Source organism: Streptomonospora alba (assembly GCF_000826685.1).
Taxonomy (GTDB): domain Bacteria; phylum Actinomycetota; class Actinomycetes; order Streptosporangiales; family Streptosporangiaceae; genus Streptomonospora; species Streptomonospora alba.
Genome location: NZ_JROO01000016.1, coordinates 24,774 through 50,181, shown reverse-complemented (window position 1 = coordinate 50,181; position 25,408 = coordinate 24,774). Strand labels below are relative to the sequence as shown.

Below are 25,408 nucleotides of genomic sequence, written 5' to 3'. Positions count from 1 at the left end.
CCCCCGCCGGCATCACCCGGTCGGGTAGATCCGGGACCTGCGGCAGGCGGCGCCACGAGGGCATGCTGAGGGCGTGCGGGAGCCGGGGGCGGCGGACGCTCCGCCGCCCCGGCTCGGGTGTAGGGGACCGCGGGCTCAGTCGACCGCGAAGAGGATCGTCCCGGGCCAGGCGATGAAGATCGCCATCGCCGCGGCGAACGGGATCAGGAAGGGGATGCTGCCGCGGAACACCGTCACGACGTCCAGGGATCTGTCCAGGCCGGCGGCGATGAAGGCGTTGACGCCCACCGGCGGGGTGATCGCTCCGATCGTGGTGATCAGCACGACGATGACCGTGAACCACACGATGTCGTATCCCAGCCCGGTGATCAGCGGGAACAGCAGCGGGATGCTGATGACGAGGAACCCCAGGGCGTCCATGATCGCGCCGCCGACCAGGTAGATCGCCAACACCGCGAGCACGATGACGATCGGTGCGACCGGCAGGTCGGCCACCCAGGCGGCCAGTTCGAACGGCAGCCGGCTGAGCGTGAGGAACCGGCCGAAGACGACGGCGCCGGCCACCAGCAGGATCACCATCGCCGAGATCCGCAGCGTCTCGATGACCGAGGTCCAGAACACGGCCCAGGTCAGGTTTCGCCCCGCGACGCCGATGACGACGGCTCCGAGCGCGCCGACCGCGGCCGCCTCCGTCGGCGTGAACAGGCCCGCGAAGATTCCGCCGATGACGACGAGGAAGAGCACGCCGACCTGGAGCACACCGCCCAGCGAGGTGAACCGCTGCCTCCAGGTCGCCTTCGGCCCCGGCGGGCCGAGCCTCGGCTGGAACCAGCACATGACGAACACGGTCGCCAGCAGAAGCACGCCGACGAGCAGCCCCGGGGCCAGCGCGGCCTGGAAAAGCTTGGTGATGGACTGCTGGGACTGGACGGCGATGATGATGAGCGCGGTCGAGGGCGGAATGAGGATCCCCAGCGTCCCGCCGACCGCGACCGCTCCGCCCGCGAGCCGCTGGCTGTATCCGTACTTCTTCATCTCCGGCAGCGCCACCGCGCCGATGGTCGCGGTCGACGCCGAGTTCGATCCCGATACGGCCGAGAAACCGATGCTGGCGGCGACGGTCGTCGCGGCGACTCCCCCGGGAAGGTGTCCGATCCACGTATAGGCGGCCCCGAAGAGCCGTGCGCTCATCCCCGTACGGAAGACGATCTGTCCCATGAGGATGAACAGCGGGACGACCGCCATCGTGTAGCTGGAGAACTGCCCGTAGACGTCGGAGGCCATCAGGTGCAGCGCCGAGTCGACGTCGCTGACGAGCACGGCACCGAGAAAGCCGACACCGAGCATGGCGAAGGACACCGGCATCTGCAGGAAGAGGATGCCCAGCATGATGGCGATCCCGAGGACCGCCACGAGTGTCGGGGTCACAAGGTGCTCCGTTCAGCGCGAGGGGGCGGCGATCGGCGCCGGCGAGCGGTGGGGGAGCCGGTCACCAGATGTCGGCTTCCGACGACGGCCGACGCCATGACCGGACGATGCGGCCGAGATCGCCGAGGAAGGCGACCAGCAGCCCGACCACACCGGCGAGCAGCAGGAACACCAGAGGCCAGTGCGGAACGCGCAGGGCCTCGGTGGCCGAACCCGTCGCGTACTCGGTGAGGCCGTAGCCGAGCAGGCTGAGCCCCAGTTGGACGAACAGCGCGAACGAGGCGACCGTCACGACGGCCCCTATGGCGAGGCGGAGGCGCCTGCCCAGCCGGCTGGTGACGATGTCGACGGAGACGTGCGCCTTGTGGACCTGCGCCTCGCCGAGCGCCATCGCGCTGACCACGACGGCCGCCATCGACACCAGCTCGAAGGTGCTCGGGATCGGTGCGGTGAAGGTCCGCAGCACGATGTTGGCGACCAGCACCAGCATCATGGCGACCAGCGCCGCACCGCCGATGTGGGCGAGGAGCCGCGCGAACCGGTCCGTCGCGGCGACCAGGACGCTCATCACGAGTCCTCGGCGGCGAGCCCCTCGGCGTGCTGGTCGGCCAGCTCACTCATGCGGTCCAGCACCTCCCGGGCGTCGAAGCCGGCGTCGGAGTGGTCGGCGACCCAGTCCTTCGAGAGCTGCTCCATCTGCTGGTCCAGCTCGTCGCGGACCTGGGGGTCGAGTTCGTGCGTCTGCACGCCGTGCTCGCTCTTCGCCCAGTCGAGGGCCTCGCCGACGTTGGTGTCGTCGTGGTACTCCGAGGCGAAGGTCGTCATCTCCTCGCGCAGGTCGAGGATGGATTTCTGGACGTCCTCGGGGAGGGCGTCGAAGTCCTCCTTGTCCATGACGGCCACGAAGCTGTTCGAAACGCCGAAGGGGTAGTCGGTGACGTGTCCGACCTGCTCGGCGAGCGAGAAGTCGCGCAGCACCTCGCGCGAGGAGACGTAGCCGTTGATGGTGCCGATCTCGAGGTTCTCGGCGACCTCGGCCATGGACAGGCTCACCGGCGCCGCCCCGAGGGACTCCAGCATGGGCAGCGACGCGCCGGAACCGCGCAGGTCCTGCCCTTCGAGGTCGGCCGTGTCCTGGACCGGTTCCTGAGTCTGCAGGTAGGCCGGTTCCGTGGTGAACGCGGTGATGATCTGGTAGTCCTCGAACTCCGCGGGCTCGTACTCCAGCAGCAGGTCGAGGAACGTGGCGCTGGCGACCTGCGCGTTCTCGATCCCGACCGGCTGGTTGATCACCGAGGAGAACGGGAAACGGCTGCTGTCGTAGGCCGGGGAGTCCAGGCCGACGTCCACCGCCCCCTCGGACACCCCGTCGTAGATGTCGCCCGCCCCCATCAGGGTTCCGCCGGGGTAGGTCTGGACCGTCACCTGCCCGTCGGTCTCCTCGGCGAGCCGGTCGGCCCACTCCTCCATCTGGACTCCCGGGAACGACTCGGCCGGCGCGAAGAACGCGTAGCTGAGCTCGATCTCGTCGTCGGAGCCGGCACCGCCCCCTCCGCCCATGCACGCGGAGAGCATGAGCACGGTGCCCGACGCGGTGATTGCCGCGATAGAACGGTTCATTCGAGACATCTCGATCTCCAGGTCTTGGTTAGCGACAAGCGGCGGGAGTGAGCGGGAAGCGGTGGCGGTTCCCGGGTCCGCAGCGAGCGTGTGCAGGGACATTACTCATTGCTCAGTTGCTGGTCGTGACCCGTTCGGGTACAAAGTGCGGCCGGAATCACCGGCCGGTACTCGGCGACGGGAACGGGTCCCCGGCGCGGCGGGGGCCGCCGGCGCGGCGCGGCGGCGGTGGGGGCGTCGGCCCCGGCTACCTCCGCGGGGCCGCTCGAACGGGAGCGCGTACCGGCCCGCTTCCGGTACGAGGAAGGCGGGCGTCGCTGTGGATCGGGCGCCTGCTGCGGTCGCGCCCGCAGTGGTGGCCGGGTGCGCCGGGCACCGGTCGGCTTCAGGGCCCGCCGCCCGTCGATCCGGGGCGGGCAGGCGGTGGGGTCAGTGCCCGGCGAAGTCCTGTTCGGCCCAGGGCCCGACCACGGTCGGATCGATTCGGACGTCGAGGACGAGCACGCCGCTGGGTTCGGCGAACCAGTCGGCGGCCTGGGCGAGGTCGGAGCGGTCCCGGACGGTGACCGCCCGCGCACCGGCGCCCCGGGCGAGACCCGCGATGTCGGTCTGGGGGAACCGCACGAGGTCCAGCCCCGAGCCGTAGTGGAGGAAGTGGTGGACCTCGGCGCCGTAGGCCCGGTCGTCGTAGACCACGACAAGGGCGTCCAGGTTCAGGCGGACGAGGGTTTCGAGTTCGGAGACCGCCATGAGGAACCCGCCGTCGCCGGTGGCCAGGACGGTGAGCCGGTCGGGCCTGGCGACGGCCGCACCCACGGCCGCGCCCAGGCCCAGCCCGATCGACTGGAACCCCGCGCTGGTGAAGACGAAGCCGGCGGGGTCGGGCACGGACCAGCCCATCGCCGGCCAGCCGATGAAGTGGCCGCCGTCCACCACGACGGAGCGCTCGGCGGGCAGCAACTCCTCCAATCGGGCGGTGATGTCGGCGGGATGGCATGTGCCCTCGGCCGAAGGCGGGGGCACGGTGGGGGCGGCCGAACGCTCCAGGGGGCCGAACTCGCTCGTGGATCGGCGGTCGCCGACCTCGGTCAGCAGAGCGCGCACCGTGGCGTCGACGTCGGCGGCGATGCCGACGCCGACGTGGGCGTTGCGGCCCAGTGCGGTGGGGTCCCAGTCGACGTGGACCACCGCGGTCTTCTCGCGGAAGATCGTGTCGTCGCGCGTCGTCCACGTCGTGAGCGTGGCTCCCAGCGCGAGGATCAGGTCGGCGGACTCCAGGGTCTCCACCGCGGTGGAGGTGGAGAACCCTCCCGCGATGCCGACGTCTCGGGGATGTCCGGTGAACATCCCCTTGACGACCGCGGTGGTCGCGAGGCGGGCCCCGATTCTCTCGGCGAGCGCGGCGGTGGAGTCCCGGGCTCCCGACAGCCACGCGCCGCGGCCGGCGAGGAGCACGGGACGGCGGGCACGGAGCAGCTCCTGGGCCAGCTCGGCCACGACATCGGCCGCCGGCCGAGGACGTCCCCCCGGTCGCAGGATCGAGACCCCGTCGGGGGGTGCGGTGGCGGTGGAGGCCTGCACGTCCAGCGGCATGTTGAGCACGACGGGACGGTGCTCGTCGAGCGCCCGGCGGCAGGCGCGGACCGTGTCGGCGGCGACGGTGCCGGGTCGGTGGAGGTGCTCGGCGATCCCTCCCGCGGCGGTGACCAGCGCCGCCTGGTCGAGGTAGAAGTTGGAGCGGGTCATACCGGCCGACGTCGCCCCCGCGAGGACCACGATCGGGCTTCGGCTCTTGGCGGCCTCCGCGAGTGCCGTGACGGTGTTGGTCAGGCCCGGTCCCTGGTGGACGCTGCAGGCGGCGATGCGCCCCGTGGTCCGCCAGTGGGCGTCGGCCATGGCCAGGGCGCCGGCTTCGTGGCGGGCGCCGACGAAGCGCGCCCCGCCGCGGACGAGCGCGTCGGTGGCGACGAAGTTGCCGCTGCCCACGACCCCGAAGACGGTGTCGATCCCGCAGGCGGCGAGCGTCGCCCCGACCGCCTGGGCCCCGTCGGGGGCGCTTCCGGTCACGTCCATGTCCCACTCCCGGCGTCGGTGTTGATGACGATCCCGGTGACGATCCGGGCGGCGCCCGGATCGGCGAGATAGGCGTAGGCGCCGCTGTGGTCCTCCGGCCGCGGAGTGACCCCGAGGACGTTGCTGCGGGCGAGGCGTTCGTCGCGCCCCTCGGACCGGTCGGCGGTCAGCGTCTGGCCCAGCGACGCCAACCCGCCGAAGCGTGTGCCACCGGTTCCGCCCGGTGCGACGCCGTTGACCCGGACCCGCGGCGCGAGGTCGGCCGAGAGGTGGTCCACGGCCCCGCGGAGCGCCCACTTCGAACTGCCGTAGAGTACGCCGCCGCCGCGGGGGTGAAACGCCGACTCCGACAGGGTCAGCGTCACCGAGCCGCGGGCCGCGCTCAGAGCCTCGTAGCACACGTTGACCGCCTTCAAGCAGCTGAGGACGTTGGTGTGCCACATCTCCTCGCCCGCCGATTCCAGCTGCGCCGGGGTGAGCTCGCGGATGGACACGTAGTGGTCGAACACCCCGACACAGCTGGTGAGGTGGTCGAGGCCGCCGTCGTCGTCGCGCGCCTCGGCCAGCGCCTCGGCCAGGGCCGCGCTGTCCGTGGCGTCGCCTACCACCACCCGGAGGCGGTCGCCGGCGCCGCGGCGCAGCGCGTCGGCGTGCTCGGGTGATCGCTCGAGCACGGTGACCCGGGCGCCGAGGGCGAGGTAGCGGTTGCAGACAGCCTGCCCGATACCCGATCCGCCCCCGGTGACCAGCATGCTCAGTCCGTCCAGGCCCCCGCTCACGGTCCCGGCTTCCTCGCCAGCAGGGACGTGATGAACTCCGGTTCCTGATAGCTCAGGCAGTCCAGCGCGACCGCGTCGAAGCGCACGCACGTGTTGTGCCTGGGCGACCAGATCTCCAGCCGCACACCGTTGCGGGTGTCGACCTTGCGTACGACGACGTCGACGAACTCGTTGGCGACGACGATGGGCCCCTCGTTGCCTCCGTCCCGCGGGTAGGCGAGGACCTCGCCGTCGTCGGGGTTCTCCGCCGCCGGGACGGGAACGGCCTCATTCATGGATGGGCTCCTTCGGTCGGATCAGAAGAGGATCGACAGGTTGTGCCCGTTGATGACGGACTGGTCGAGCACCGCGTAGCGCCGAGCCAGCAGGAGCCGGCCGTCCACGCGCCGGACCGTGTCCTTGCGGGCGATCGAGTAGAGGTTCGGCTCGATGCTGTCGCCCCGGCTCCGGTAGATGAGGCAGTTCGACGACACGAGGAGTTCGTCCTCCCGCTCGCCCGGGTCGGCCACGACGTTGGTGACGTAGTGGCGCGTGCGTGACGGCGGTTGCTCCGCCCAGGCGAAGTCCGTCTCGAGCCGCTCGATCCGCAGCGTGAGCGTCTGCTTGTCGTCGTCGAAGATCCGCGACGTGGGCGAGACCTCCCAGCCGGCCTGGCCCTCCCGGGTGACGCGGAGCGGCACGACATAGGCGACGTCGTCGGTCAGGTGGTCGAGCCAGTCCCGGAACCTGCGTTCGTCCAGTGCCAGGGCTTCGCGGTGGAGGAAGTCGGTGACGTCGAAGACCGTGTCCCGGTCCGGCTTCGGATCTGCCACGCCGATCACACCTGTCCGGTCATGTAGTCGGACCACCGGGACCACAGGTTCCGGAAGTTGGAGTCGTTGACGTAGGGCGTGACCACGTGCCCGGGGCCGGGGAAGTCGGGATCGCGGACGCTGTCCATCCCCATGACGTAGGGGAACTCGATGTCCCTGGCCATGGTCGAGCCGGCCGAACGGGTCACGCGGGCCCAGTTCTCCAGGTCGTCCTGCTCGAAGGTCCCCGCCTGGGCGAAGGCCAGGGTGTAGGCGCGGTACGCCTCCCGTTTGTACTGCTCGGAGGCGTCCTTGGGCACCAGGCACCAGGAGTACATCTCGGTCCTGCCCGGCCCGATCGGGTGGTACAGGCGCATGGTCACGAACCGCACGCCCGCCTCGCCCGGGACGATGCTGAACGGCTGCATCAAGAAGGACAGGTTGGGAAACACCGTGCCCACCGCGGTCCGGGTCTGGGAGAAGACCTCGACCTGTTCGGGCGACAGGCTGCGGCGCATCTCGTCGGCCAGTTCCTCCGGGAACCCCGCGAAGGGCGGGAAGCCCGGAGTGTGGCCGAGCCCGATGCCGTGCCCCTTGCCGGGGATGCTCGCGGCCCAGCCCTGGCTGTGGGTCGATCCCGACGAGGCGAAGTAGCCCAGGTTGAACCCGAACTGGTGGGCGACAGGGGTGTGGTACCCGTCGCCGGCGAAGTTCTCGGCGGCGATCTTCCAGTCGGTGTCGGTCACCCAGTGGTCCGGGGGGCCGTGCACCTCGCTTCCCGAGCTTCCCTGCTTGAGGTAGAGGTCCAGGTAGAACCGGAAGTCGCCGAGGTACTCCTCAAGCGGCGGCGCGTCCGGGTCGATCGTGCCGAACACCAGGCCCGCGTAGGTCTGCGTCCGGACCTTGACCAGGCCCCAGTCGCGCTTGTCGATCCTGCCCTCGTAGCCCTCCTTCATGTAGGGCACCCCGACGAGCTCACCGGAGTTCTTGTACACCCATCCGTGGTAGGAGCAGCGGAAGTGCGAGGCGTTGCCCATCTCGGACTTGCACATCATGTTTCCGCGGTGGCGGCACATGTTGAGGCTGGCGTGGATGTCCCCGGACTCGGCGCGGGCGACGATGAGGTTGTTGTCGGCTATGTAGCGCGTGACGTAGTCCCCGCGGTCGGGGATCTCGGACTCGTGTGCCAGGAAGCACCAGGCCTTGGAGAAGACCCGCTGCCGCTCGATGTCGAAGATCTGCCGGTCGTTGAAGACGTGAGCCGGGAAACGCCCTTTCGCGATACCGTCCCTGATGCTTTCGAGGGCCGCTTCGGCACCGGGACTCACGGGGTCGGTCGCCATGGCTCAGACCTTCTCGGCGGCCCGGGACGATGCCGAGCCCAGCCGCTCGTCGATCTCGGCGGTGATCTGCTTGTAGCGCTCGACGTGCTCGAGCGTGGTCGTGCGGTGGACCTCGGGAAGCAGGTCCTCGGTGTAGGGCACCCGGCTCTTGCCGACGTTCATGTAGCCGGCGGCGTTCACGCGGATCTTCTCCAGGGGGACGTTGTACTTGGCGAACTCGAAGAAGTCCTGGCCGACGATGAAGGGCTCGTGGGCCCACCGAAGGCGCTCGGTCAGCCAGCGCGCGTCCTCGGTGCGCCCCTCGCGCAGGGCGTCGCGCAGCGCGAGGACGGGCGCGGGCCCCATGGCGGTGGTCGAGGACCACGCCATCCCGACGAGCTCCTCGCCGTACATCTCCCAGGCCGGGAACCAGTCGGTCTCGATCGGCATCAGCGGGAAGCCGGTCCCCGTGTGGGCCATGTCGTTGTGGTACCGGAAGCCGACCGACGCGCCGCCCGCGTACTTGACCGCCACGACCTGGGGCAGGTCCACGAGGGTGCGGTAGACGGAGCGCGGGATGACCCCGCCGAAGGCGGCGGTGTTGTCGTAGACGACGATGGCCAGCTCGGGCACGGCCTCGGCGACGTCCCGGTAGAACCTCTCCATGATCGGCGCGACCATGTCGCCCCACATGGGACGGCCCAGCAGGGTCCCGGTGACGCCGATGTCGGCCAGGAACCGCATCCGCGCGACGGTGTCGCGGGTGTTGAGGGTGGTGGCGCCGACGAAGACGGGGAAGTCGGGGTCCTCCGACCGTGCGGTCTCGGCCACGCAGGAGGCGTAGGCCTTCCACTCCTCCAGCGTCAGCGTGTGCATCTCGCCCAGGGTGCCGTTGGTGGCGATCGCGTCCACGCCGTCACGGATCAGGGACCGGATCATGCGCTCGGTCTCCGCGAGGTCGATCGTGTTCTCGGCGTCGACCCGGTCGGCTCCCGGAAGCGCCGGGGTCGGGGGATAGGCCATCACGCCGCGCATGTCGCGACCGGTCACCTTGGGAAGTTTGCTGCTCATCGGGTCCTACCTTCTTCTCGGGGTTGAGCGGGAGCGTTCGCGGGGGTCGGCGGCCGGGTTCAGGTCCGGGCCGCCGCGACGGCCGTGCCTGTGAGCCACTCCGGGACCGGCTCGTAGGCCAGGACGTCGAACGGCACCTGGACCGAGCCGGCCGCGACGAGCCAGGTCCGGATCTCGTGCGCGCCGTTTCCGGCGGCGTCGATCTCCTCTGCGGTGTAGGAGAGGAGGCGGTCCGTGTCACCGCTCTCGAAGCGGTCGATGAAGTCGCGGTCGAACTCCGTGTTGACCCGGCCCGACTCCGGCAGCCCGACCCAGTGGGACAGACCGCCCGTCCCGACGACGACCACGCGCTGGACCTCGGTCTGCGCCTCGATCGCGCGGCGGATCATCCGCCCGAAGTCGTAGCAGCGCCGCACGGTCGGCCAGGGCGGGTTGACGCCGTTGACGATGACGGGAACGAGGGGGTACTTCGACTCGGGGTCGAGGTGCTTGAAGGGGACGCAGAAGTTCTCGTCGAACTCCAGGCCGCCTTCGACCAGGGCGGGGTCGAACTCCGATTCCAGCGCGAACCCGTAGAGGTGCCGGCCGAGCCGGGAGTGCCCGGGGTACCGGCGCTGTTCCACGTTGAGGAAGTCTCCCATTTCCTCGGTGACCGGCCCCAGATACGAGTCGCTCGTCGCGACGGCGAACGCCGGCAGATTGCCCAGGTGGAAATTGGTGAAGTGCTCCACGGAAACGGCGACGATCGCGTCCGGTTCGAGCGCGTCGATTCGGCTCCGCGCGTCGGCGAAAGCGGATTCCACGGCCGCGCGCTTCGCGGGTTCCGCGCGTTCGGGCCATGCCGTGATTCCGGGCGAGTGCGAAGCGGTAAAGGCGCCCACGACCCGTCCTGCGGTGTCAGCCATCAGTTCTTCTCCCCCCGTATCCGGGCATAGTAGTCAGCACGGTCGACCTTCAGCTGGATGGCGCAGAAGTAGATCAGATAGGGGTTGAACCCGCGCTCGTACATGGTTTTGAAGTCGAGTTCGCGCATAGCGGCGCGGTCCTCGCCTCCGATGCCGTAGGAATCGAGTACGGGGTCCGGATCAGCGAGGTACCGCTCGGCCAGGTCCGGGTCCTTGCGAATGTCCCACAGCAGTTTGTGGAGGCTGTACACCGGCTCACCTTCCTCATTCCTCTGGTGGCTTCTCGTCGACGTCGAGGCCGCCCCGGCCGGCGGGTTTATCGTTGCGGCCCCTCGGTCCGGAGTTACGGAGCGGTGGATTTCCGGATGTCGGTGTCCAAACCCTAAGGAAATGGTGCTGCCTGCCGCGTTACCCTTTCGGGTAGTTTCCGGCGGGCGTGCCGACCGCGGGCGGGCGACGGGCGAGGCCGGGGCGCTCCGCGTCGCGCCCGGAGGGACCCGCAGGGGCGGCACAGGCCGATGACGGCGGCGGTCTCGGCGTCTGGCGGCAGCCGTGCCGGGTAGCGGGAGCCCATGGATGAGACACGTGAACTGGCCGTCGTCACCGGTGCCTCCAGCGGCATCGGCTTCGAACTGGCCAGAAAGTTCGCCGAGAACGGGTTCGACCTGCTGATCTGCGCCGAGGACCGCGAACTCGACGCCGCGGCCGAGCAGCTGAGCGCGGTCGGCGACGGCTCCGTCACCGCCGTGCGGGCGGATCTGAGCGGCAGCGGGGGAGTGGACCGGCTCTACGACGCGATCAGCGCCACCGGGCGCCCGGTGGACGCCGCCGCACTCAACGCCGGAGTCGGCCAGGGCGGCGCGTTCGTCGACACCGACCTCGCCGACGAGCAGGCGGTGATCGACCTCAACATCACCTCGACCGTCCGCCTGGCCAAGCGCATGCTTCCGGACATGGTCGAGCGCGGCAAGGGCCGCGTGCTGATCACGTCGTCGATCGCCGCGACCATGCCGGGGTCCTTCCAAGCGGTCTACAACGCCTCGAAGTCCTTCCTGCAGTCGTCCGCCGCGGCGGTCGGCAACGAGCTCAAGGACACCGGCGTCACGGTCACCTCGCTCATGCCCGGCCCGACGGAGACGGAGTTCTTCGAGCGCGCCGGCATGGGGGACACGCGGATCGGCCGATCGGACAAGGACGACCCTGCGCAGGTGGCCGAGCAGGGGTTCGCCGCGCTCATGCGAGGTAGCGGAAGGGTCGTGGCCGGCTCGGCGAAGACCAAGGCCCAAGAGGCCGCGAACAAGGTCCTGCCCGACTCTCGCAAGGCCCAGACCCACCGCCGCATGGCCGAACCCGGCTCGGGCACCTAGTTCGGCCGTGGGAAGCACCGGAGCGTCGAGGCGGTGGCGGGAGGCGTGCGGCCGGGCGAACGCCGCCGCCAGCGCTCCGGCGCGGTGGCGGGGAGCCTTCACCCCCGATCGGCGTCGGCTCCCCCCTTCCCTGGTCTGCGGCTGACAGATCTGCGGGACGCCGCCCCGGTGCCCGGGTCAGGACGCGGACTCGTCCGCCGCCTTTCGGAGGTGCGGATCCAAGGTGTCCAGCGCATGGGGGATCGACAGCGGCGTCGGGGTGTTGAGCGCGACGATCGTCGGGTAGTCGAGCACGGCGACCGTGCCGGGGAGTTCGTCGAATCCGGGGATGTCGGCGAGGCGGCCTTCGTCGCCGCCGTTGACGAGGAAGGCCACGAAGTCGGCCCTCAGCAGGTCGGCGCGCTCGGTGCTGACGCCGATCCGCGGCTCCCCGGTCTCCTCGCCCTTGCGTTTGACCGGCGGGTGCATCGTCATGCCCAGGTCCTGGAAGAAGACACTGGATCCGTCCTGCTCGTCGGCGACGATGTAGATCTTGTCGCCGACGACGTACTGGGCCAGAGCGAAGGTGCCGCCGTCCAGTCCGGGCAGGTCCGCCGCTGCCGTCGCCACCTCGTCGTCGACGGAGTCGACGACCTCGTCGGCACGCGGGCGTTCGTCGAGGAACCCGCCGGATACGCGGACGAGGTCCGCCCAGGGCATGACCTCGCGGTCGTCGAGCGAGGCGACGGTGGGTGCGATGCCGGAGAGCAGGTCGTAGGTGTTCTTGTCGGCGATCGAGTAGGTGCCGACGATGAGGTCGGGTTCCAGTTCGGCGATCCGCTCGATCGGCAGCCCGTCCGCGACCGAGAGCGGCTCGGCGTCCTCGGGGAGGTCCTGCCAGGGCACTCCGGACTCGGGCATCGCCGAGTCGGTCGCATAGCCCACCGGATCGACGCCCATGGAGAGCAGTACGTCGGTCCACTGCAGGTCGACGGAGACGACGCGCTCAGGAAGCGCCTCGATGGTGGTGGTGCCGAACCGGTGCTCCACCGTCACCGGTTCGGCCAGGGAGGGGCCGTCGGCGGTGGGCTCGGTGTCAGGGGCGCCGCATGCGGCGACGGTGAGGACGAGCGCGGCGGCGAGGGCGCCCGGGGGGATCAAGCGACGAACGAGATTCATGAGGTGAGGCTAACCTTAGGGCCTCCGGGTGTAAACGGGTGGGGTGGGTGGTGGGAGTCGGGTGCGGCGGCCCGCTGTGCGGCGGTGTCCTCGGGGTTCGCGCCACTTGAAAGCGGTCGAGAAATAGTTTAGGTTCGCCTAACCTAATGATCGACAGCGTGGAGGGTCTGGCCATGGCCTCAGTCCGTGAGGAGATCCGGCGGCTCAGCAAGCAGGGCCGACGACTCGACTGCCAGGTGCGGATCGAGTCGATGGCCGCGGTCTCCGACGGTTTCACGCGGGTCGTGGTCGCCGGTGAGGAATTGGCCGCTTACCGCGACGAGCGGCCGGCCGACGCGTTCAAGCTCCTTCTGCCCGCGGGCGGCCGCGGCACCCCGGCGTTGCCGCAGCGGGGCGAGGGCGGACCGGCGTCCCGGCCGCGGGAGACCCGCCCGCCGGTGTTCCGCGCGTTCACCGTCCGGCACTTCGACCGCCTCCGGTGCCGAATCACCTTCGACGCCCTTCGGCACGAGGGGTTCACCCGGCGGTGGCTGCGGCGGGCCTCCGTCGGCGACACGATCGGCCTGGCCGGGATGCGCTGCGAATTCCACCAGGACGCCGGTGCGGACCGCCACCTGCTGATCGGGGACTCCAGTGCTCTGCCCGCGATCGCGGGGATCATCGAATCGCTTTCAGAGGTCCCGGCCACCGTCTATGTCGCCGCCGAGCACGACTCCGACATGCGTCTGCTTCCGCGGCGCGAGCATGTCACCGTGCATCGCGTGGTGGGCGGTTCGCCGACCGGAGCCGGGTCCCTGCTGGAACAGGCCGTGCGCGCAGGTGAGCGGCCCGGCGGGCGCATCCAGGCCTGGCTCGCCGCCGAAGCGGGCGTGATGCGGGAGCTGCGCCGCTTCCTCCTGGGCGAGTTGGGCGTCGCGCGCACCGACCTGCATTCCGCGGCCTATTGGAAGTCCGGACTGGACAGCACGCGGTTGGACGAGGCGGCCCTGCGCCGCTATGAGCGGGTGGTGGCCGACGGGGCCGATCCGGCCGATCCCGACACACGCGACGATGTGGAGCTTCGCGTGTAGTCCGCACCGGCTGGTCGGCGCGGACGCTCCTGCGCCGACTCGTCGAGCGGGCGTAGCGGCGACGGGTGGCGTCGGCCCCCGGGGCTACCCCGTGGTGTAGTGCTCCAGGTAGGCGGGCAGCGCGACGTCGTCCGGCATCTTCGGGTCGGGTCGGGGTGCGCCGACCGACCGCCGGAGGGGGAGCACCCCGGCCCAGTGCGGCAGGTCCAGGTCCTCGGGTTCCTCGTTCACCCCGCCGCTGCGGACCTTCGCGGACACCTCGGCGATGTCGAGGCGCAACACCCCGGTGGCGGCGAGTTCCTTGGCCGAGGGCGGCCGGATGTCCGCGGCCCGGCCCGGCACCGCATGGTCCACGATGCGGTCCACAGCGAGCCGGGCCTCGCGTTCTTCGCTGACGCGGTGGGCCGTCCCGTGCACGACCACCGAGCGGTAGTTCGCCGAGTGGTGCCGTGCCGAGCGGGCCAGCACCAGACCGTCCAGGCAGGTGACCGTTACGCACACCGCTACCCCCTCACGGGCCAGGAGCATCAGTCGGCTGCCGCTTGAGCCGTGGAGATAGAGGCGGTCCTCCACGCGGGCGTACAGCGTGGGCAGCACCACCGGCGCCGTGTCGGCGACGAAACCCACATGGCACAGGTACTCGGAGTCCAGGATCCCGTGGACCAGCTCGCGGTCGTAGGTCACCCGGCCGTTGTCGCGTGTGGGGGTGGTGCGGGGGGTCGGGGCGTAGCGGTCGGGGGCGACGGGCATTGCACTCCCCTTTGAACTAGTACATAATAATGTTTGTGCTAGATGATTGTTGGTGGGAAGCCTACATAACCGACCGCCGCAGCGCCACAGGGATCGCCGCGGGAGTGGAGCGCGCGGTGGACGCCGGCGTGCTCACCGCCGGCTGCACCCTCCCCCCGATCCGGGGCTTGGCGGGCGAACTCGGCGTGAACCCGAACACGGTCTCCGCCGCCTATCGGACGCTGCGCCGCCGGGGCGTGGTCGAAACCGCGGGCCGCCGCGGCACGCGGGTCCGCCCCCGTCTCGGCTCGGCTCTGCGCGAGGACATCGCGGTCCCCGTCGCCGCGGGCTCGCACGACCTGGCCGGCGGAAACCCCGACCCCCGCCTGCTGCCCGCGCCCGGCGGGCCGCTCGGCGATGCGAACCCGGATGCCGAGCCCGTCCTCTACGGATGGCCCGCCGAGGACGACGGACTGCGGCGGGTGGCCACCGAGTCGTTCGGCGCCGACGGCGTTCCCGAGGGGACGGTGGCCGTCGCCTGCGGCGCCCTGGACGCGGTGGAGAAGGCGCTGCTCAGCCGGCTCCGCCCGGGCGACCGGGTCGCCGTGGAGGATCCCGGGTGGCACGCTCTGCTCGACCTGCTCGGACTGCTCGGGCTGGAACCGCACGGCGTGCCCGTGGACGACCAGGGCCCGCTGCCCGACGCGTTCGCGAGCGCCCTGGGCGCCGGGGCTCGGGCCGTGGTGGTGACCTCGCGGGCGCAGAACCCGTTCGGATCCGCGCTGAGCGGGCGGCGGGCCGAGGCGCTGCGCGAAGTGATGGCGGCTCACCCCCAGGCGCTGCTGATCGAGGACGACCACGGGTTCGCGTTCACCTCGTCGCCGTTCCACAGCCTGGCCCCGGCGGCACGGGACTGGATGCTGGTGCGGTCGGTTTCGAAGTTCCTCGGCCCTGACCTGCGCACAGCAGTGCTGGTCGGGGACCCCCAGACCGTGGAAGGTGTTCGGACCCGCCAGCGAGTCACCCAGGGGTGGGTCTCGCACACGCTGCAGCGCACCGCGGCACGGCTGTGGCGGGAGGCGGCGGACACGCCGCGGCACGTCGCGGCCCGCTACGACGAGCGCCGGCAGGCCCTGATCGACGCCCTCGCCCGGCACGCGGTGCCCGCACACGGCGCCAGCGGGTTGAACGTGTGGGTCCCTGTCCCCGAGGAGACCGGAGTGGTGAGCCGGCTGCAGGACCGCGGCTGGGCCGTGGCTCCCGGCGCCCGGTTCCGCATCTCCGGTCGGCCGGGGATGCGGATCACCACCGCGGCGCTCGACCCCGCCGAGGCGCCCTCGCTCGCCGCGGACGTCGCCGCGTCCCTCCGTCCCGAAACCGCCGGGCGCGGCACCTGATCCGCCGGAAGCGCCGGAGAACCGGAGAACGCGTCACCGGCCGGACTCCCGGGCCGCCGCAACGCCGCCGAGGTGGGAGTCGGCGTCGTCCCGGTCCTACCGCGGCCCTCCGTCACCGCGGCCGGGTGCGGCTCCGGCGGAGCGCTGCGGGACACCCGCCGTCAGGACGCCGGCGCGCACGCCCCGCCTGCCGAGGTCCCGGTTCGCCCGCCCCGGCCGAGGGCTCGGCCGGGGCGGGCGGATACTGGCACGTGCCGGGACCGTGATCGACGGGAAGAGGGGGCGATGGCAGAGCGTCTGACGGCGACGGTGGTCGGCGGAGGGATCGCGGGACTCGCCGCCGCCGTGGCACTGGAGCAGGCGGGATGGCGCACCCGGGTTCTGGAGCGGGCGTCGGCCTTCGGCGAGGTCGGAGCGGGCGTGGCCCTCACGCGCAACGGGGTGGCCGCCTTCAAGGCCCTGGGCTTCGACGACCACGCCGTCGACGCGCTCGGCTACGAGACGCCGGCCACCGGCCTGCAGGACATGCACGGCCGATGGCTGCTGCGGGTGCCCGGCGAACGGGACGACGTCCGCTCGGTGACCACGATCCTGGGATCGCATCGAAAGCGCTTGCACGCCGCCCTGCGCGGGGCCGCCGAGACGGTGGGCGCCGAACTCCTCACCGGCGCGGCGGTCACCGGAGTCCGACCGGGCGCCGCGGACGGCGGACCCGCCGAGGTGACCTGGGAATCGGGCGGCACTACGCACAGCGCCGCGTCGGACCTGGTGGTGGGCGCGGACGGGATCTGGAGCGCTGTCCGCAACGGGCTGTTCCCCGATGTGCACCCGCGCTACAGCGGCGCCACCAGTTGGCGCGCGGTCGTCCCCGACACGACCACGGACGGCGGACTCGCGGAGATGTGGGGCCCGAGCGCGGAGTTCGGCGCGCTGCGCGTCAGCGATACCGAGGTCTACTGGTACGGCTATTTCCAGCATCCCGAGGGCGCTTCCTTCGCCGATGAGAAGGACGCCGCGCTGCAGCGCTTCGGGGACTGGGCCCCGCGCGTTCCGGCCATGATCGATGCGACCGCCGCCGACCGGTTGATGCGCCACGACGTCTACCACCTGCCGGGTGGGCTGCCCACGTACACCGTCGGGCGCGTCGTGATGGTGGGAGATGCGGCCCACGCCGCGCTGCCGACCGTGGGCCAGGGCGCGGCGACCGCGCTGGAGGACGGCATATGCGTCGGGCGGCTGGTCGCGGCTCCGGTCGCAGCGGGCGGTGCGATGGCCCCCGCAATGGCCGCCTACGATCGGACGCGCAGGCCCCGGTGCCGGGCCATCGCCCGCCGAGCCGTGCAGCTCGCCCGCTTCGGTGCCGACCTGGGCGGCGGATGGCGCCAGTCCGCCCGCAACACCGCCCTGCGCCTCATCCCCGGCGCCCTCGCCGCCAAAGGAGCCGGTGGCTCCATCATGAGCTGGACCCCTCCGAAGTAGCCGGGGCGTGGCAGCCGAGACGGTGATGCGCGGCCGACGTCAGGGCGGAACGGCATCCCTATGCCGGGGGCGCTTCACCGGTCGGCGGGTGGCGTTCCCGCGGAGCCCAGTACCCGGACGCTGAGTACGAGGGCGAGACACACCAGGGGGACGCCCAGCAGAAACGGCGCGCGAAGCCCCCACGCGGAGGCCGCGAGACCTCCGGACAGCGCCCCCAGCGGTTCCATACCCGAAACCAGGGTGCGGTTGGCGCTGACGATCCGTCCGTAGAGCCGGTCCGGTGTCAGCGTCTGCAGGAGCGTCGCGCTGACGACCAGGAAGATGCTGAACACGCAACTGCTCACAGCCAGACACGCAGCGGCGACCGCTGACGACGCGGTCAGCCCCAACGCGAGCTGGCAGGCGGCGGCCACGCCCGCAGCCCCGAGGAGAGCGGGGCCCGCTCCCACCCGCCGGGCGACGAACTCCGCGCCGAAGCCGCCGAGCAGCCCGCCGACGGCGCCCACACTCAGCAGCACACCGAAGGCCGCCTCCGGCAGGCCCAGCGTGTCGCGGACGTAGAGGACGAGGACCGCGAACCATGCGGCGTCGGTGAAGGCCAGCACCCCGCCGAGCGCGACCACCGCACGCAGGCGGCGGTGCCGTGCCAGCCAGCCCACACCGGTCGCGATGTCGGCGCGCAGGCGGCGTCGACGCCGTTTTCCCGGGCGTGGCCTGAACAGCAGCGGCAGCGTGCAGATCAGGGCCGTGCCCGCCGCGAGCAGCCCGGCGTTGAGTACGAAGGGCAGGGCGGCGGCCACACCGAACAGGTAACCGCCGAGCGGGGGCCCGACCAGTTCGTCGCCCGCGTTGCGGACATTGGTCAGCCAGCCGTTGGCCCGATCGCGCTGCTGGGGTTCGACCAACTCGGGAACGAGCGTGGATGCGGCTGTGTCGCGGAACGTCTGGCCGACCCCGCCGAGGAAGGCCACGGTATAAACCAGCCAGATCGTGGCGTGGCCGAACGCCACCGCCGTACCGAGGGCGGAAAGAAGGCCGAGTCGGGCGAGGTCGCAGACCACGATGAGGACACCGCGGTTGAGGCGGTCCACCAAGGCCCCCGCTGGGATGCCCACCAGCAGCCACGGCAGCAGCCCAGCCGCGGTCACCCCGGCCACCAGGCCCGGGTCGGCGGTCGTGGCGGCGGCCAGCAGCGGCAGTGCCGCCGCCTGGATACCGCCCCCCAGCTTGACCAGCGCGCTTCCGCCCAGCAGTCAGCGGAACGAAGACGGCAACGCGCGGGCGGCCATCGGCACCCCGCTTCCGACGGGCTAGGCGGACCTCAGGGGCGGAGAGGGCCGCATCGTCCCGGAGGGCGGGTACGCGACGCTCATCGCCGGGCGCCATCGTAGATGCGGGCCTCGTGCGTGCGGAATCCGTGTCCGCAAGCCGCCGATGGCCGACCGCGGCCATGCGGGGCGCTGACCGGCACCGGGCACGGGTTGCCACCGGGGTCAGGTCTCGGGGTGAGGGTGGCTCTGCGGGGCCTCTTCGCCGGCTGGTGTGCAGTGGCGTAGGGCGTGGCGCCATTCGCGGGCGCGTTGCCAGAGGGCCTCGGTCGGCGGGTGCGGGGCGAAGAGCCACATGCGCTGGTGGGGGGCGGCGCCGTGGCCGTCGATGGCGGGGTGTGCCGGTGCGGGCAGTTCTCCGTTCAGGTGGTGCCAGGTGTAGTCGAGGGGCCGCAGCAGCTCGGTCAGGCGCGTGTCGACGCCGTGGCCGGGCAGGACTTCGCAGAGGATCCACGGGCGGGAGGCGCGCAGCACGTCGAGTCCGCCGGCGACGACGTCGGGTTCGGTGGTCTCGGTGTCGATTTTGACGACGGCCGGTGCTGTGGCGGTGTGCTCGCACCAGTGCGTGAGGGTGTCGGCCTGGACCTGGATGCGGTCGGATCCGGGGCGGAAGCCCGCGGCGAGGGAGTTGGAGGCGTCGGACTTGGTGGACAGCGACAGTTCGGCGCTGCCGGTGCGGTCGGCCAGCGCGAGTTCCACCACGTTCACGGGCAGGTGGTTGGCCGCTGCGAGGCTGCGGGCGGCGGCGGCGACGTGGGGGGTGGGTTCGAAGGCGTAGACGGGACGGGGGGAGTGCGCGGCGGCGAGGAGGCCGTACAGGCCGACGTTGGCGCCGATGTCGAGGACGGCTCCGGGGCGGGCGTGCTCCAGGGCGGCGAGGAAGCAGGCGAGGGTGTCGGGTTCGAAGCCGGCGAGGCCGTGTTTTTGGAGTTTGCGCGGTACCCAGAGTCGGGCGGGGGTGGAGAAGGACAGGGTCGCCGGGGCGCCGGGCGGTGTGTTGCCGTGGTGGGGGAGGGCCAGTTCGAAGGTGCGCGTCGGCGGAGGGGCCGGTGCCGGTGCGGGGGGCGGCGGTGGCGGCTGGGGCCGGCCGGTCCCGCCGAGGCCTGGCGCAAGGAAGGCGCGGAGTCTCCGCGCCGCCTTGCGGGCCGTCGGATGGCGCCGCACGAAGCCGCGCAGTCGGTTCGCAACCACAGGTAACCCCCAGGAGTCCGGTGTGCCGAGATGTCGGCCGCTCGGGATGGGCGGCGCCACAGGAGCACCACGCCCAGTGTGGCCGAAGGCGTTCGGCGGCGTGCGGGAGGTGCGGCGGGCTTCGGTGACGAGTCACCGACGCGTCACCGGCCGTCCACGTGCACCCGAGCCGACGTGCCCCTGTAGGGGACGGGAGCGTGCCGGCGTCCGCCGGCACGCGAGGCCGGGATGTGAGGGATCCCACCCGGTGAATCGGCGTCGAGGAACACGCCGGACGCGGATCGGCGGTGTAGGCGATCGGACGTGGGCCCGGCGGGGTGTGCGGTGTCGATCAGGGGTGGCGGCTCGCGAGGACGCAGAACTCGTTGCCCTCCGGGTCGGCGAGTACCACCCAGCTTTCATCGCCTTCGCCGACGTCGGCGTGCCGAGCGCCCAGGTCGAGCAGGCGGCGGACCTCTTCGTCCTGCTCCCTGTCGGTCGGGTTGACGTCGATGTGGAGCCTGTTCTTGGCGCTCTTGCCCTCGGGTACGCGCGCGAAGGTCAGCATCGGCGGCACCGGGCCGCGGCGGTCCTTGCCTTCAGGCACCGCCGGGGAACCGATCATGACGATCCCGTCGTCCTCTTCTCGCACCTCGTAGTCCAGGACCGCGCACCAGAACCGGGCTAAAGCGCCGGGATCGGCACAGTCGATCGCAAGCTCGGTGAACTTACTGGTCATGTCAGGATCTCCCGGTCACATCGCAAGGCAGCCGAAGGCACCACGTTAACCGCGGCGTTCGACGTCGAGGCGACCCGCGTGGCGTGCGACCGGGAGCAGCGCATCGGCCGGGCGAGCGACGCGCCGTCCGAGCTGCGAGCCGAGAGCGGTACCGGAGACGTCCCGATCGACCGGCCGGTGTCCACGTGCCGTCGGCTCCCCGGTGCGCCGCGCGCGGACCCGGCCGGTCGGCCGGAAGCGGAGGAGTGTCCCGACAACGATCAGGCCCCGACGGGGACGGCCGCCCGAGTCACGTGGTCGATGCGGCCTCGTCGACAGGGGTGCGCGGGTCGGGTCGAGCGGCCGGGGCTTCGGTTGTCCCGACGGATTCGGGGGCGGCCGAGCGTCCGGGGCGCAGCAGCACGATCGCCACCGCGCCGAAGACGCCCATGACGACGGCGCCCACGACCGCAGCGGAGTTCAGTCCCAGGACGAAGGCCTCGCGCGCGGGCACGAGCAGTCGGGCGGCGGTGTCGGCGGGCAGCTCCGCAGCGGCGGCGACCGCCGACGCCAGGCTGTCGCGCGAGGCCGCCGCGGCCTCGGCCGGCACGCCGTCGGGAACCGCGACACCGGCGCGGTAGACGGCGGTGCTCAGGCTGCCCAGCAGCGCCACCCCCATGGCGATGCCGAACTCTCCGCTGGTCTCGGACATCGACGCCGCCGATCCGGCCTTCTCCGGCGGTGCCGCGCCGACGACCACGTCGGTCACCAGAGCCGCGCCCGGCCCCAGTCCCAAGGACGCCGCCGCCAGGCCCGCGAGCATCAGCGCCGTACCGTCCGCGGTGCCGACCTGTGTCAGCAGGAGGAGCCCGGCGGCGGCCAGTACCATGCCGCCGCCGATGACGTTTCCGCTGCCGACCTTGCGGGCCGCCCAGGGCCCCAGCATGGTGCCGGTGATCATCAGGACGGACGGCGGCACCAGCCACAGCCCGGCCTTCAGCGCGGTGAGGCCCGCGACGAGCTGCAGGTACTGCGACATGAGCAGGAACATGCCGCCCATCGCCACCCCGCTGAGCATCATCACGCCCAGCCCGGTGGTGAAACCGCGGTCGGCGAACAGGCGCAGGTCCAGGAGCGGATCGGCCATGCGCAGCTGCCGGTGCGCGAAGACCGCACCGATCACGGCACCCGCCGCGATCGCCGCGAACGCGATCGGGCTCGGGCCGTCTGCGGCGACCTCCTTGAGCCCGTAGACGACGGGCAGGATCGCCGCCAGAGAGAGCGCGACGCTGAACAGGTCCAGGCGCCCGGCGCCGGGATCGCGGTGTTCGGGAAGCAGCAGCGGCGCGGTGATCAGCAGCAGCACCATGACGGGCACGCCGAGCAGGAACACCGATCCCCACCAGAACCACTCCAGCATCAGGCCCCCCACGACCGGGCCGACGGCGGTGCCGCCCATGAAGCAGCTCGCCCACACCGCGATCGCGCTCGCCCGCTGGCGCGGGTCGTGGAACATGTTGCTGATCAGCGCCAGAGTCGAGGGCATCAGGGTGGCGCCGGCGACGCCGAGCACGGTGCGGGTGGCGATGAGCATGGCCGGGGTCGTCGAGTATGCGGCGGCGATCGAGGCGACGCCGAAGGCCGCAGCGCCGATCAGCAGCAGCCGCCGACGCCCGATACGGTCGCCGACCGTGCCCATGGTGATCAGGAACCCGGCGATCATGAATCCGTAGACGTCCATGATCCACAGCAGTTCGCTGCTGCTCGGGCGCAGGTCGGCCGCGAGGTGCGGCAGGGCCAGGTGCAGCACGCTCATGTCGAGCGAGAGGAGCAGCGTCGGCAGCGCGAGCACCGCCAGCCCCAGCCATTCCCGCCGTCCGGCCCGTAGTGCCGTTCCGGTCGCTGCGGTGGTGTCCATGTCGGGTCCCTCCGTGGTGGCCGACGAACGTGTGTTCGTCGCAGGGGAGACCGGGAGCCGCCGGAGAACTCATCGCATGGATCCCCGGCTCGTATGTGGTCTGCGCCACGTGCGTCGGATCAGCGGCCCGGCCGCGGTGCCGGGGCGGGAACCGGCGGACGCGGCGCGGAGACCGAGGTGGGGGGCGACGTCACCGCCGCCGCCGAGCGGCCGGGTGTGGCGCTGCCGCCGACCGCGGGCGCGGGGGCGCGGTCCTGGTCTGGGACGCTTGACCCCATCGACTCAGCCGAGAGCCCCGGCCCGCGTCGGCACGCGCGGGGCCGCTTCGGCAGCAACGGCGAGGAAGGAACCACCATGGCAGAACGCCCTGGCCGCAAGAACCCCCGCGCCCGGCGCGCCCAGGTGCGGCGGGTCGAACCGCTCACCCCGCACATGATCCGGATCGTTCTGGGCGGGCCGGGTCTTGAGGACTTCGCCCTGGGCGGCTGTACCGACCACTACGTCAAGCTGCTGTTCCCTCCCGACGGAGGCGCCTACCCCGAGCCCTTCGACCCGCAGCGCATCCGCGAGGAGCAGCCGCGCGAGCGATGGCCGGTCATGCGCACCTACACCGTGCGCCGCTGGGACCCCCACGAGTGCGAGCTGAGCCTCGACTTCGTCTACCACGGCGACAAGGGGATCGCGGGACCGTGGGCCGCGGCCGCCCGGCCGGGCGACGACCTGTATTTCTCCGGGCCCGGCGGGGGCTACGCACCCGACCCCTCGGCGGACTGGCACCTGCTGGCCGGTGACGAGAGCGCGCTGCCGGCGATCGCGGCCGCGCTGGAGCACCTGCCGCGCGGCGCGCGGGCGCATGCGTTCGTCGAAGTCGCCGGGCCGCAGGAGGAGCAGACGCTGGAGACCGCCGCCGACGCCTCGATCACCTGGCTGCACCGGGGCTCCGAGGGCGTGGGCGCGCCACTGGTGCGCGCGGTGGCGGGGCTGGAGTTCCCGCCCGGCGACGTCCAGGCGTTCGTGCACGGTGAGGCGGGCTTCGTCAAGGAGCTGCGGCGGCTGCTGCGCACCGAGCGGGGAGTCGACCGCGAGCGGTTGTCCGTCTCGGGTTATTGGCGCCTGGGCCTGAACGAGGACGGGTGGCAGTCCGCCAAGCGCGAATGGAACCGCGAGGTCGAAGCCGAACAGGAAGCCGCCGTGGGCTGAGCGGCCGGGCCGGGCCGCACCTGGGGCGCCGGGCGCGGCGATGCATGCGGTTCGACCGTCCGCTGTGCGGTAGCGGCGGCCGTCGCCGCGCACGGGGCCGCCGATGCCGACGGGCGGCCTCAATCCTGAACGCAGGTCTCCTGGAGGTGTCGCCACCGCGGTCCGTGCGGCGCGCTCGGGTCGCGCTCCAACACGGCGGTGCAGCGGCGTGAACACGCATCCGGGGTGCCGCTGTGCTGTTCGCTGAACGCTGCCACGAGCAGGCGTGCGTCCGCGGCCACGAGCCGGGTGCCGTGTGTCCGGATCCGCAGTCGCGCCGCGGACCCGTGCGAACTGCGCACGGCGCCCATGACCCGGTCGCGTGTCAGCTCCGCACCGTCACCGGTGATCAGCGTGAACTCCGGCGAGTGGGAGTCGGAGAACGCCGCGAACTCCTCGGCGGAGTGGGGGACGGTGCCCGACAGCCACCCCTGCAGGACCCGGTGCAGACGCTCGACCTCGGCGCACGCTGCGGTGAAGTCGGCTTCTCCCATGCGGTCAGTGTGCCAGGGCCGAACGGGGGCGGGAGTCCGCGCCCGCCGCGGCCGCTCGATTGGAACGCGGCGCCGTGGACTCCGGGGCGGCGACGGCCTCCGGCGGTTGCCCGGCCGGACGGCTCCAGGGTCCTGACCGTGCGGACCACCTCGTGTCCTGCGGAGCGCCGGTCACCCGTACTGTGCGGAACCCTCCGGGAGGGTGTGGATCGGAGGCCGCCCGGCTTCGGCGCCCTCGACCGGCTCCGCGCGGTATCCGCGCGTCCGCGGGGCCGCCGCCGGCTCCAGCCGTGGTCGGGACCGCCGTGCGGGATTCCGCGGGCGAGGGCAGGCGGATCCGGGCGAATCAGAGTCGACCATCGGGAACCGTGGAATTCGTGGGGCTCCGGGAAAACGGGAATCGGCCTGTTTCGCCGGAGGCCGGTCGGATAGCGCCTCCAGAACAGCGAGTCATCGTCGGCACGTTGCCTGTGCGGACCAGGGCGCCGGCTACGCCGGGGACAGGGGGATGCGGAGTGGACGCCATGCGCGCGGCAGTTCGTTCAAATCCACAGCCACGGCCACAGAAGCGACCGCGGGCCGGCGCCGGCGAACAGCAAGGGCGGGTACCGGCGCGGTGCACGGTCGGCTTCTGAAGCCGGGGCGCCGGGCTGGACCGCGTCCGGTCGCCGCCGTCGGCCGCTGCGCCACCGCATACGGCAGCGGCCCCGGTCGGCCGGACGGCGGAACGGGCCCGGTCCGTGCTCGTGTCGCCGGACGGCACCGAAGGACCCGAACAGCCGACTCAGCGCCCCGCGTGTCCAGCGCCGCGACTGTGCCAACCGGTTGCCGTGCCCAGGATGGGAGGTTCCCCGATGGCTTCGTTTCCCACAGCGATCCTCGTCGCCGACGACGGTTCACCCGAATCGGACCGGGCGATGGAAGCGGCCGTGGAATTGGCGCGGGCGACCGAAAGCTCGTTGTCGCTCGTGCACTCCAAGTCGTTGCAACCCAGTGTGGTCGGCACCACGGTCTCCACACCCCATATCGAGCGGCTGCGCACCGAAGGGCAGTCGCTCGTCGACCGCCGCGTCCGGGAAGCGTCAGCCAAAGGCCTGGATCTCGATCAGGCATGGGTGCGGATGGGCCGGCGGGTCGAAGCGACGGTCATCGAAGCCGCAGCGGAACTCGGCGCCGGCCTGCTGGTGGTCGGCGCTCGCGGGCGAAGTCCCAGCCAGCGCTACGCACTGGGTGATCTGTCCGTGTCACTCGCGCGCGACGCGCCGTGCTCGGTGCTGATAATCCACTCGGAACAAGCCCGACCACAGGTGCGAACCACCAGTGCCCCGGGACACGGCGACCAGCGGTAGGAG

Annotated in this window: 24 protein-coding genes; 6 read left to right on the top strand and 18 right to left on the bottom strand. The window is 71.7% G+C overall.

Translation table 11 applies throughout. The features are described from left to right. Positions 1-135: 135 nt before the first annotated feature. The 11 genes from LP52_RS09425 to LP52_RS27670 all read right to left on the bottom strand — a co-directional run bounded on the left by LP52_RS09425 (position 136) and on the right by LP52_RS27670 (position 10,240). Positions 136-1,428 carry a TRAP transporter large permease gene (locus tag LP52_RS09425; RefSeq protein ID WP_040272524.1) on the bottom strand — a complete coding sequence of 431 codons (1,293 nt, stop codon included), beginning with the start codon at positions 1,426-1,428 and terminating at the stop codon, positions 136-138. Positions 1,429-1,489: 61 nt separating this feature from the next. Beyond that, positions 1,490-1,996 carry a TRAP transporter small permease gene (locus LP52_RS09420; RefSeq protein ID WP_040272522.1) on the bottom strand — a complete coding sequence of 169 codons (507 nt, stop codon included), beginning with the start codon at positions 1,994-1,996 and terminating at the stop codon, positions 1,490-1,492. Then, complete coding sequence (locus LP52_RS09415) at positions 1,996-3,048, bottom strand: TRAP transporter substrate-binding protein (RefSeq protein WP_040272520.1); 1,053 nt, start codon at positions 3,046-3,048, stop codon at positions 1,996-1,998. Before LP52_RS09415 ends, LP52_RS09420 begins: the two co-directional genes overlap by 1 nt. A 429-nt stretch (positions 3,049-3,477) precedes the next feature. Continuing rightward, positions 3,478-5,121, bottom strand: a complete 1,644-nt coding sequence (locus tag LP52_RS09410; RefSeq protein WP_040272519.1) for a thiamine pyrophosphate-binding protein — start codon at positions 5,119-5,121, stop codon at positions 3,478-3,480. Then, positions 5,112-5,900, bottom strand: a complete 789-nt coding sequence (locus LP52_RS09405) for an SDR family NAD(P)-dependent oxidoreductase (protein WP_040272518.1) — start codon at positions 5,898-5,900, stop codon at positions 5,112-5,114. Before LP52_RS09405 ends, LP52_RS09410 begins: the two co-directional genes overlap by 10 nt. Further along, entirely contained in the window at positions 5,897-6,175 is a 279-nt protein-coding gene (locus LP52_RS09400; protein ID WP_052809649.1) for a hypothetical protein, read from the bottom strand. The genes LP52_RS09405 and LP52_RS09400 overlap by 4 nt, the downstream gene beginning before the upstream one ends. A 21-nt stretch (positions 6,176-6,196) precedes the next feature. Then, positions 6,197-6,712, bottom strand: coding sequence for a 3-phenylpropionate/cinnamic acid dioxygenase subunit beta (locus tag LP52_RS09395; protein WP_040272597.1), 516 nt, complete (start codon positions 6,710-6,712; stop codon positions 6,197-6,199). 5 nt (positions 6,713-6,717) lie between these two features. Next, positions 6,718-8,034, bottom strand: coding sequence for an aromatic ring-hydroxylating oxygenase subunit alpha (locus tag LP52_RS09390; protein WP_040272517.1), 1,317 nt, complete (start codon positions 8,032-8,034; stop codon positions 6,718-6,720). 3 nt (positions 8,035-8,037) lie between these two features. Next, on the bottom strand, positions 8,038-9,084 hold the full coding sequence (locus tag LP52_RS09385; protein ID WP_040272516.1) for a dihydrodipicolinate synthase family protein: 1,047 nt from the start codon (positions 9,082-9,084) through the stop codon (positions 8,038-8,040). 59 nt (positions 9,085-9,143) lie between these two features. Then, positions 9,144-9,989 (bottom strand): DODA-type extradiol aromatic ring-opening family dioxygenase, encoded by an 846-nt coding sequence (locus LP52_RS09380; RefSeq protein ID WP_052809648.1) that lies wholly within the window; start codon positions 9,987-9,989, stop codon positions 9,144-9,146. Further along, positions 9,989-10,240: a hypothetical protein gene (locus LP52_RS27670; RefSeq protein WP_040272514.1), complete on the bottom strand. Its 252-nt coding sequence runs from the start codon at positions 10,238-10,240 to the stop codon at positions 9,989-9,991. Before LP52_RS27670 ends, LP52_RS09380 begins: the two co-directional genes overlap by 1 nt. 321 nt (positions 10,241-10,561) lie before the next feature. Between LP52_RS27670 and LP52_RS09370 the strand changes: the two genes are divergently transcribed. After that, complete coding sequence (locus LP52_RS09370) at positions 10,562-11,356, top strand: SDR family NAD(P)-dependent oxidoreductase (RefSeq protein WP_040272513.1); 795 nt, start codon at positions 10,562-10,564, stop codon at positions 11,354-11,356. Between the two features lie 177 nt (positions 11,357-11,533). On the opposite strand, the gene LP52_RS09365 is transcribed toward LP52_RS09370, so the two are convergent. Then, on the bottom strand, positions 11,534-12,514 hold the full coding sequence (locus tag LP52_RS09365; RefSeq protein ID WP_040272511.1) for an ABC transporter substrate-binding protein: 981 nt from the start codon (positions 12,512-12,514) through the stop codon (positions 11,534-11,536). Positions 12,515-12,660: 146 nt separating this feature from the next. Between LP52_RS09365 and LP52_RS09360 the strand changes: the two genes are divergently transcribed. Next, a complete protein-coding gene (locus LP52_RS09360) occupies positions 12,661-13,584 on the top strand; it encodes a siderophore-interacting protein (protein WP_052809646.1) in 924 nt (307 codons plus the stop codon). Positions 13,585-13,668: 84 nt separating this feature from the next. Here LP52_RS09360 and LP52_RS09355 read toward each other — a convergent pair whose 3' ends face one another. Beyond that, on the bottom strand, positions 13,669-14,334 hold the full coding sequence (locus tag LP52_RS09355; protein ID WP_040272509.1) for a pyridoxamine 5'-phosphate oxidase family protein: 666 nt from the start codon (positions 14,332-14,334) through the stop codon (positions 13,669-13,671). 35 nt (positions 14,335-14,369) lie between these two features. Between LP52_RS09355 and LP52_RS09350 the strand changes: the two genes are divergently transcribed. Next, a complete protein-coding gene (locus tag LP52_RS09350; RefSeq protein WP_238580811.1) occupies positions 14,370-15,710 on the top strand; it encodes an aminotransferase class I/II-fold pyridoxal phosphate-dependent enzyme in 1,341 nt (446 codons plus the stop codon). A 285-nt stretch (positions 15,711-15,995) separates the two neighbouring features. Then, positions 15,996-17,189 carry an FAD-dependent monooxygenase gene (locus LP52_RS09345; protein WP_040272507.1) on the top strand — a complete coding sequence of 398 codons (1,194 nt, stop codon included), beginning with the start codon at positions 15,996-15,998 and terminating at the stop codon, positions 17,187-17,189. Between the two features lie 74 nt (positions 17,190-17,263). Here the strand turns inward: LP52_RS09345 and LP52_RS09340 are convergent, their stop codons facing one another. The 4 genes from LP52_RS09340 to LP52_RS09325 form a co-directional block, all read right to left on the bottom strand. After that, on the bottom strand, positions 17,264-18,424 hold the full coding sequence (locus LP52_RS09340) for an MFS transporter (RefSeq protein ID WP_338011633.1): 1,161 nt from the start codon (positions 18,422-18,424) through the stop codon (positions 17,264-17,266). A 258-nt stretch (positions 18,425-18,682) separates the two neighbouring features. After that, positions 18,683-19,708 (bottom strand): FkbM family methyltransferase, encoded by a 1,026-nt coding sequence (locus tag LP52_RS09335; protein ID WP_052809643.1) that lies wholly within the window; start codon positions 19,706-19,708, stop codon positions 18,683-18,685. A 331-nt stretch (positions 19,709-20,039) separates the two neighbouring features. Continuing rightward, complete coding sequence (locus tag LP52_RS09330; RefSeq protein ID WP_040272505.1) at positions 20,040-20,426, bottom strand: VOC family protein; 387 nt, start codon at positions 20,424-20,426, stop codon at positions 20,040-20,042. A gap of 289 nt (positions 20,427-20,715) precedes the next feature. Continuing rightward, positions 20,716-22,323 carry an MFS transporter gene (locus tag LP52_RS09325; protein WP_052809642.1) on the bottom strand — a complete coding sequence of 536 codons (1,608 nt, stop codon included), beginning with the start codon at positions 22,321-22,323 and terminating at the stop codon, positions 20,716-20,718. Between the two features lie 354 nt (positions 22,324-22,677). On the opposite strand from LP52_RS09325, the gene LP52_RS09320 reads away from it, so the two are divergent. Next, positions 22,678-23,523, top strand: coding sequence for a siderophore-interacting protein (locus LP52_RS09320; protein ID WP_040272590.1), 846 nt, complete (start codon positions 22,678-22,680; stop codon positions 23,521-23,523). A gap of 119 nt (positions 23,524-23,642) precedes the next feature. On the opposite strand, the gene LP52_RS09315 is transcribed toward LP52_RS09320, so the two are convergent. Next, a complete protein-coding gene (locus LP52_RS09315; protein WP_040272503.1) occupies positions 23,643-24,056 on the bottom strand; it encodes a hypothetical protein in 414 nt (137 codons plus the stop codon). A gap of 854 nt (positions 24,057-24,910) precedes the next feature. Here LP52_RS09315 and LP52_RS09310 point away from each other — a divergent pair. Further along, complete coding sequence (locus LP52_RS09310; protein WP_084723053.1) at positions 24,911-25,405, top strand: universal stress protein; 495 nt, start codon at positions 24,911-24,913, stop codon at positions 25,403-25,405. Positions 25,406-25,408 lie beyond the last annotated feature (3 nt).

Bases quoted from the DNA above. Each gene is read 5' to 3' on its own strand.
- LP52_RS09315 (WP_040272503.1), bottom strand. From the start codon at position 24,056: ATGGGAGAAGCCGACTTCACCGCAGCGTGCGCCGAGGTCGAGCGTCTG.
- LP52_RS09360 (WP_052809646.1), top strand. From the start codon at position 12,661: ATGATCGACAGCGTGGAGGGTCTGGCCATGGCCTCAGTCCGTGAGGAG.
- LP52_RS09355 (WP_040272509.1), bottom strand. From the start codon at position 14,334: ATGCCCGTCGCCCCCGACCGCTACGCCCCGACCCCCCGCACCACCCCC.
- LP52_RS09400 (WP_052809649.1), bottom strand. From the start codon at position 6,175: ATGAATGAGGCCGTTCCCGTCCCGGCGGCGGAGAACCCCGACGACGGC.
- LP52_RS09410 (WP_040272519.1), bottom strand. From the start codon at position 5,121: ATGGACGTGACCGGAAGCGCCCCCGACGGGGCCCAGGCGGTCGGGGCG.
- LP52_RS09385 (WP_040272516.1), bottom strand. From the start codon at position 9,084: ATGAGCAGCAAACTTCCCAAGGTGACCGGTCGCGACATGCGCGGCGTG.
- LP52_RS09370 (WP_040272513.1), top strand. From the start codon at position 10,562: ATGGATGAGACACGTGAACTGGCCGTCGTCACCGGTGCCTCCAGCGGC.
- LP52_RS09325 (WP_052809642.1), bottom strand. From the start codon at position 22,323: ATGGACACCACCGCAGCGACCGGAACGGCACTACGGGCCGGACGGCGG.
- LP52_RS09310 (WP_084723053.1), top strand. From the start codon at position 24,911: ATGGCTTCGTTTCCCACAGCGATCCTCGTCGCCGACGACGGTTCACCC.
- LP52_RS09365 (WP_040272511.1), bottom strand. From the start codon at position 12,514: ATGAATCTCGTTCGTCGCTTGATCCCCCCGGGCGCCCTCGCCGCCGCG.
- LP52_RS09320 (WP_040272590.1), top strand. From the start codon at position 22,678: ATGGCAGAACGCCCTGGCCGCAAGAACCCCCGCGCCCGGCGCGCCCAG.
- LP52_RS09420 (WP_040272522.1), bottom strand. From the start codon at position 1,996: ATGAGCGTCCTGGTCGCCGCGACGGACCGGTTCGCGCGGCTCCTCGCC.
- LP52_RS09415 (WP_040272520.1), bottom strand. From the start codon at position 3,048: ATGAACCGTTCTATCGCGGCAATCACCGCGTCGGGCACCGTGCTCATG.
- LP52_RS09380 (WP_052809648.1), bottom strand. From the start codon at position 9,989: ATGGCTGACACCGCAGGACGGGTCGTGGGCGCCTTTACCGCTTCGCAC.
- LP52_RS09330 (WP_040272505.1), bottom strand. From the start codon at position 20,426: ATGACCAGTAAGTTCACCGAGCTTGCGATCGACTGTGCCGATCCCGGC.
- LP52_RS09345 (WP_040272507.1), top strand. From the start codon at position 15,996: ATGGCAGAGCGTCTGACGGCGACGGTGGTCGGCGGAGGGATCGCGGGA.
- LP52_RS09390 (WP_040272517.1), bottom strand. From the start codon at position 8,034: ATGGCGACCGACCCCGTGAGTCCCGGTGCCGAAGCGGCCCTCGAAAGC.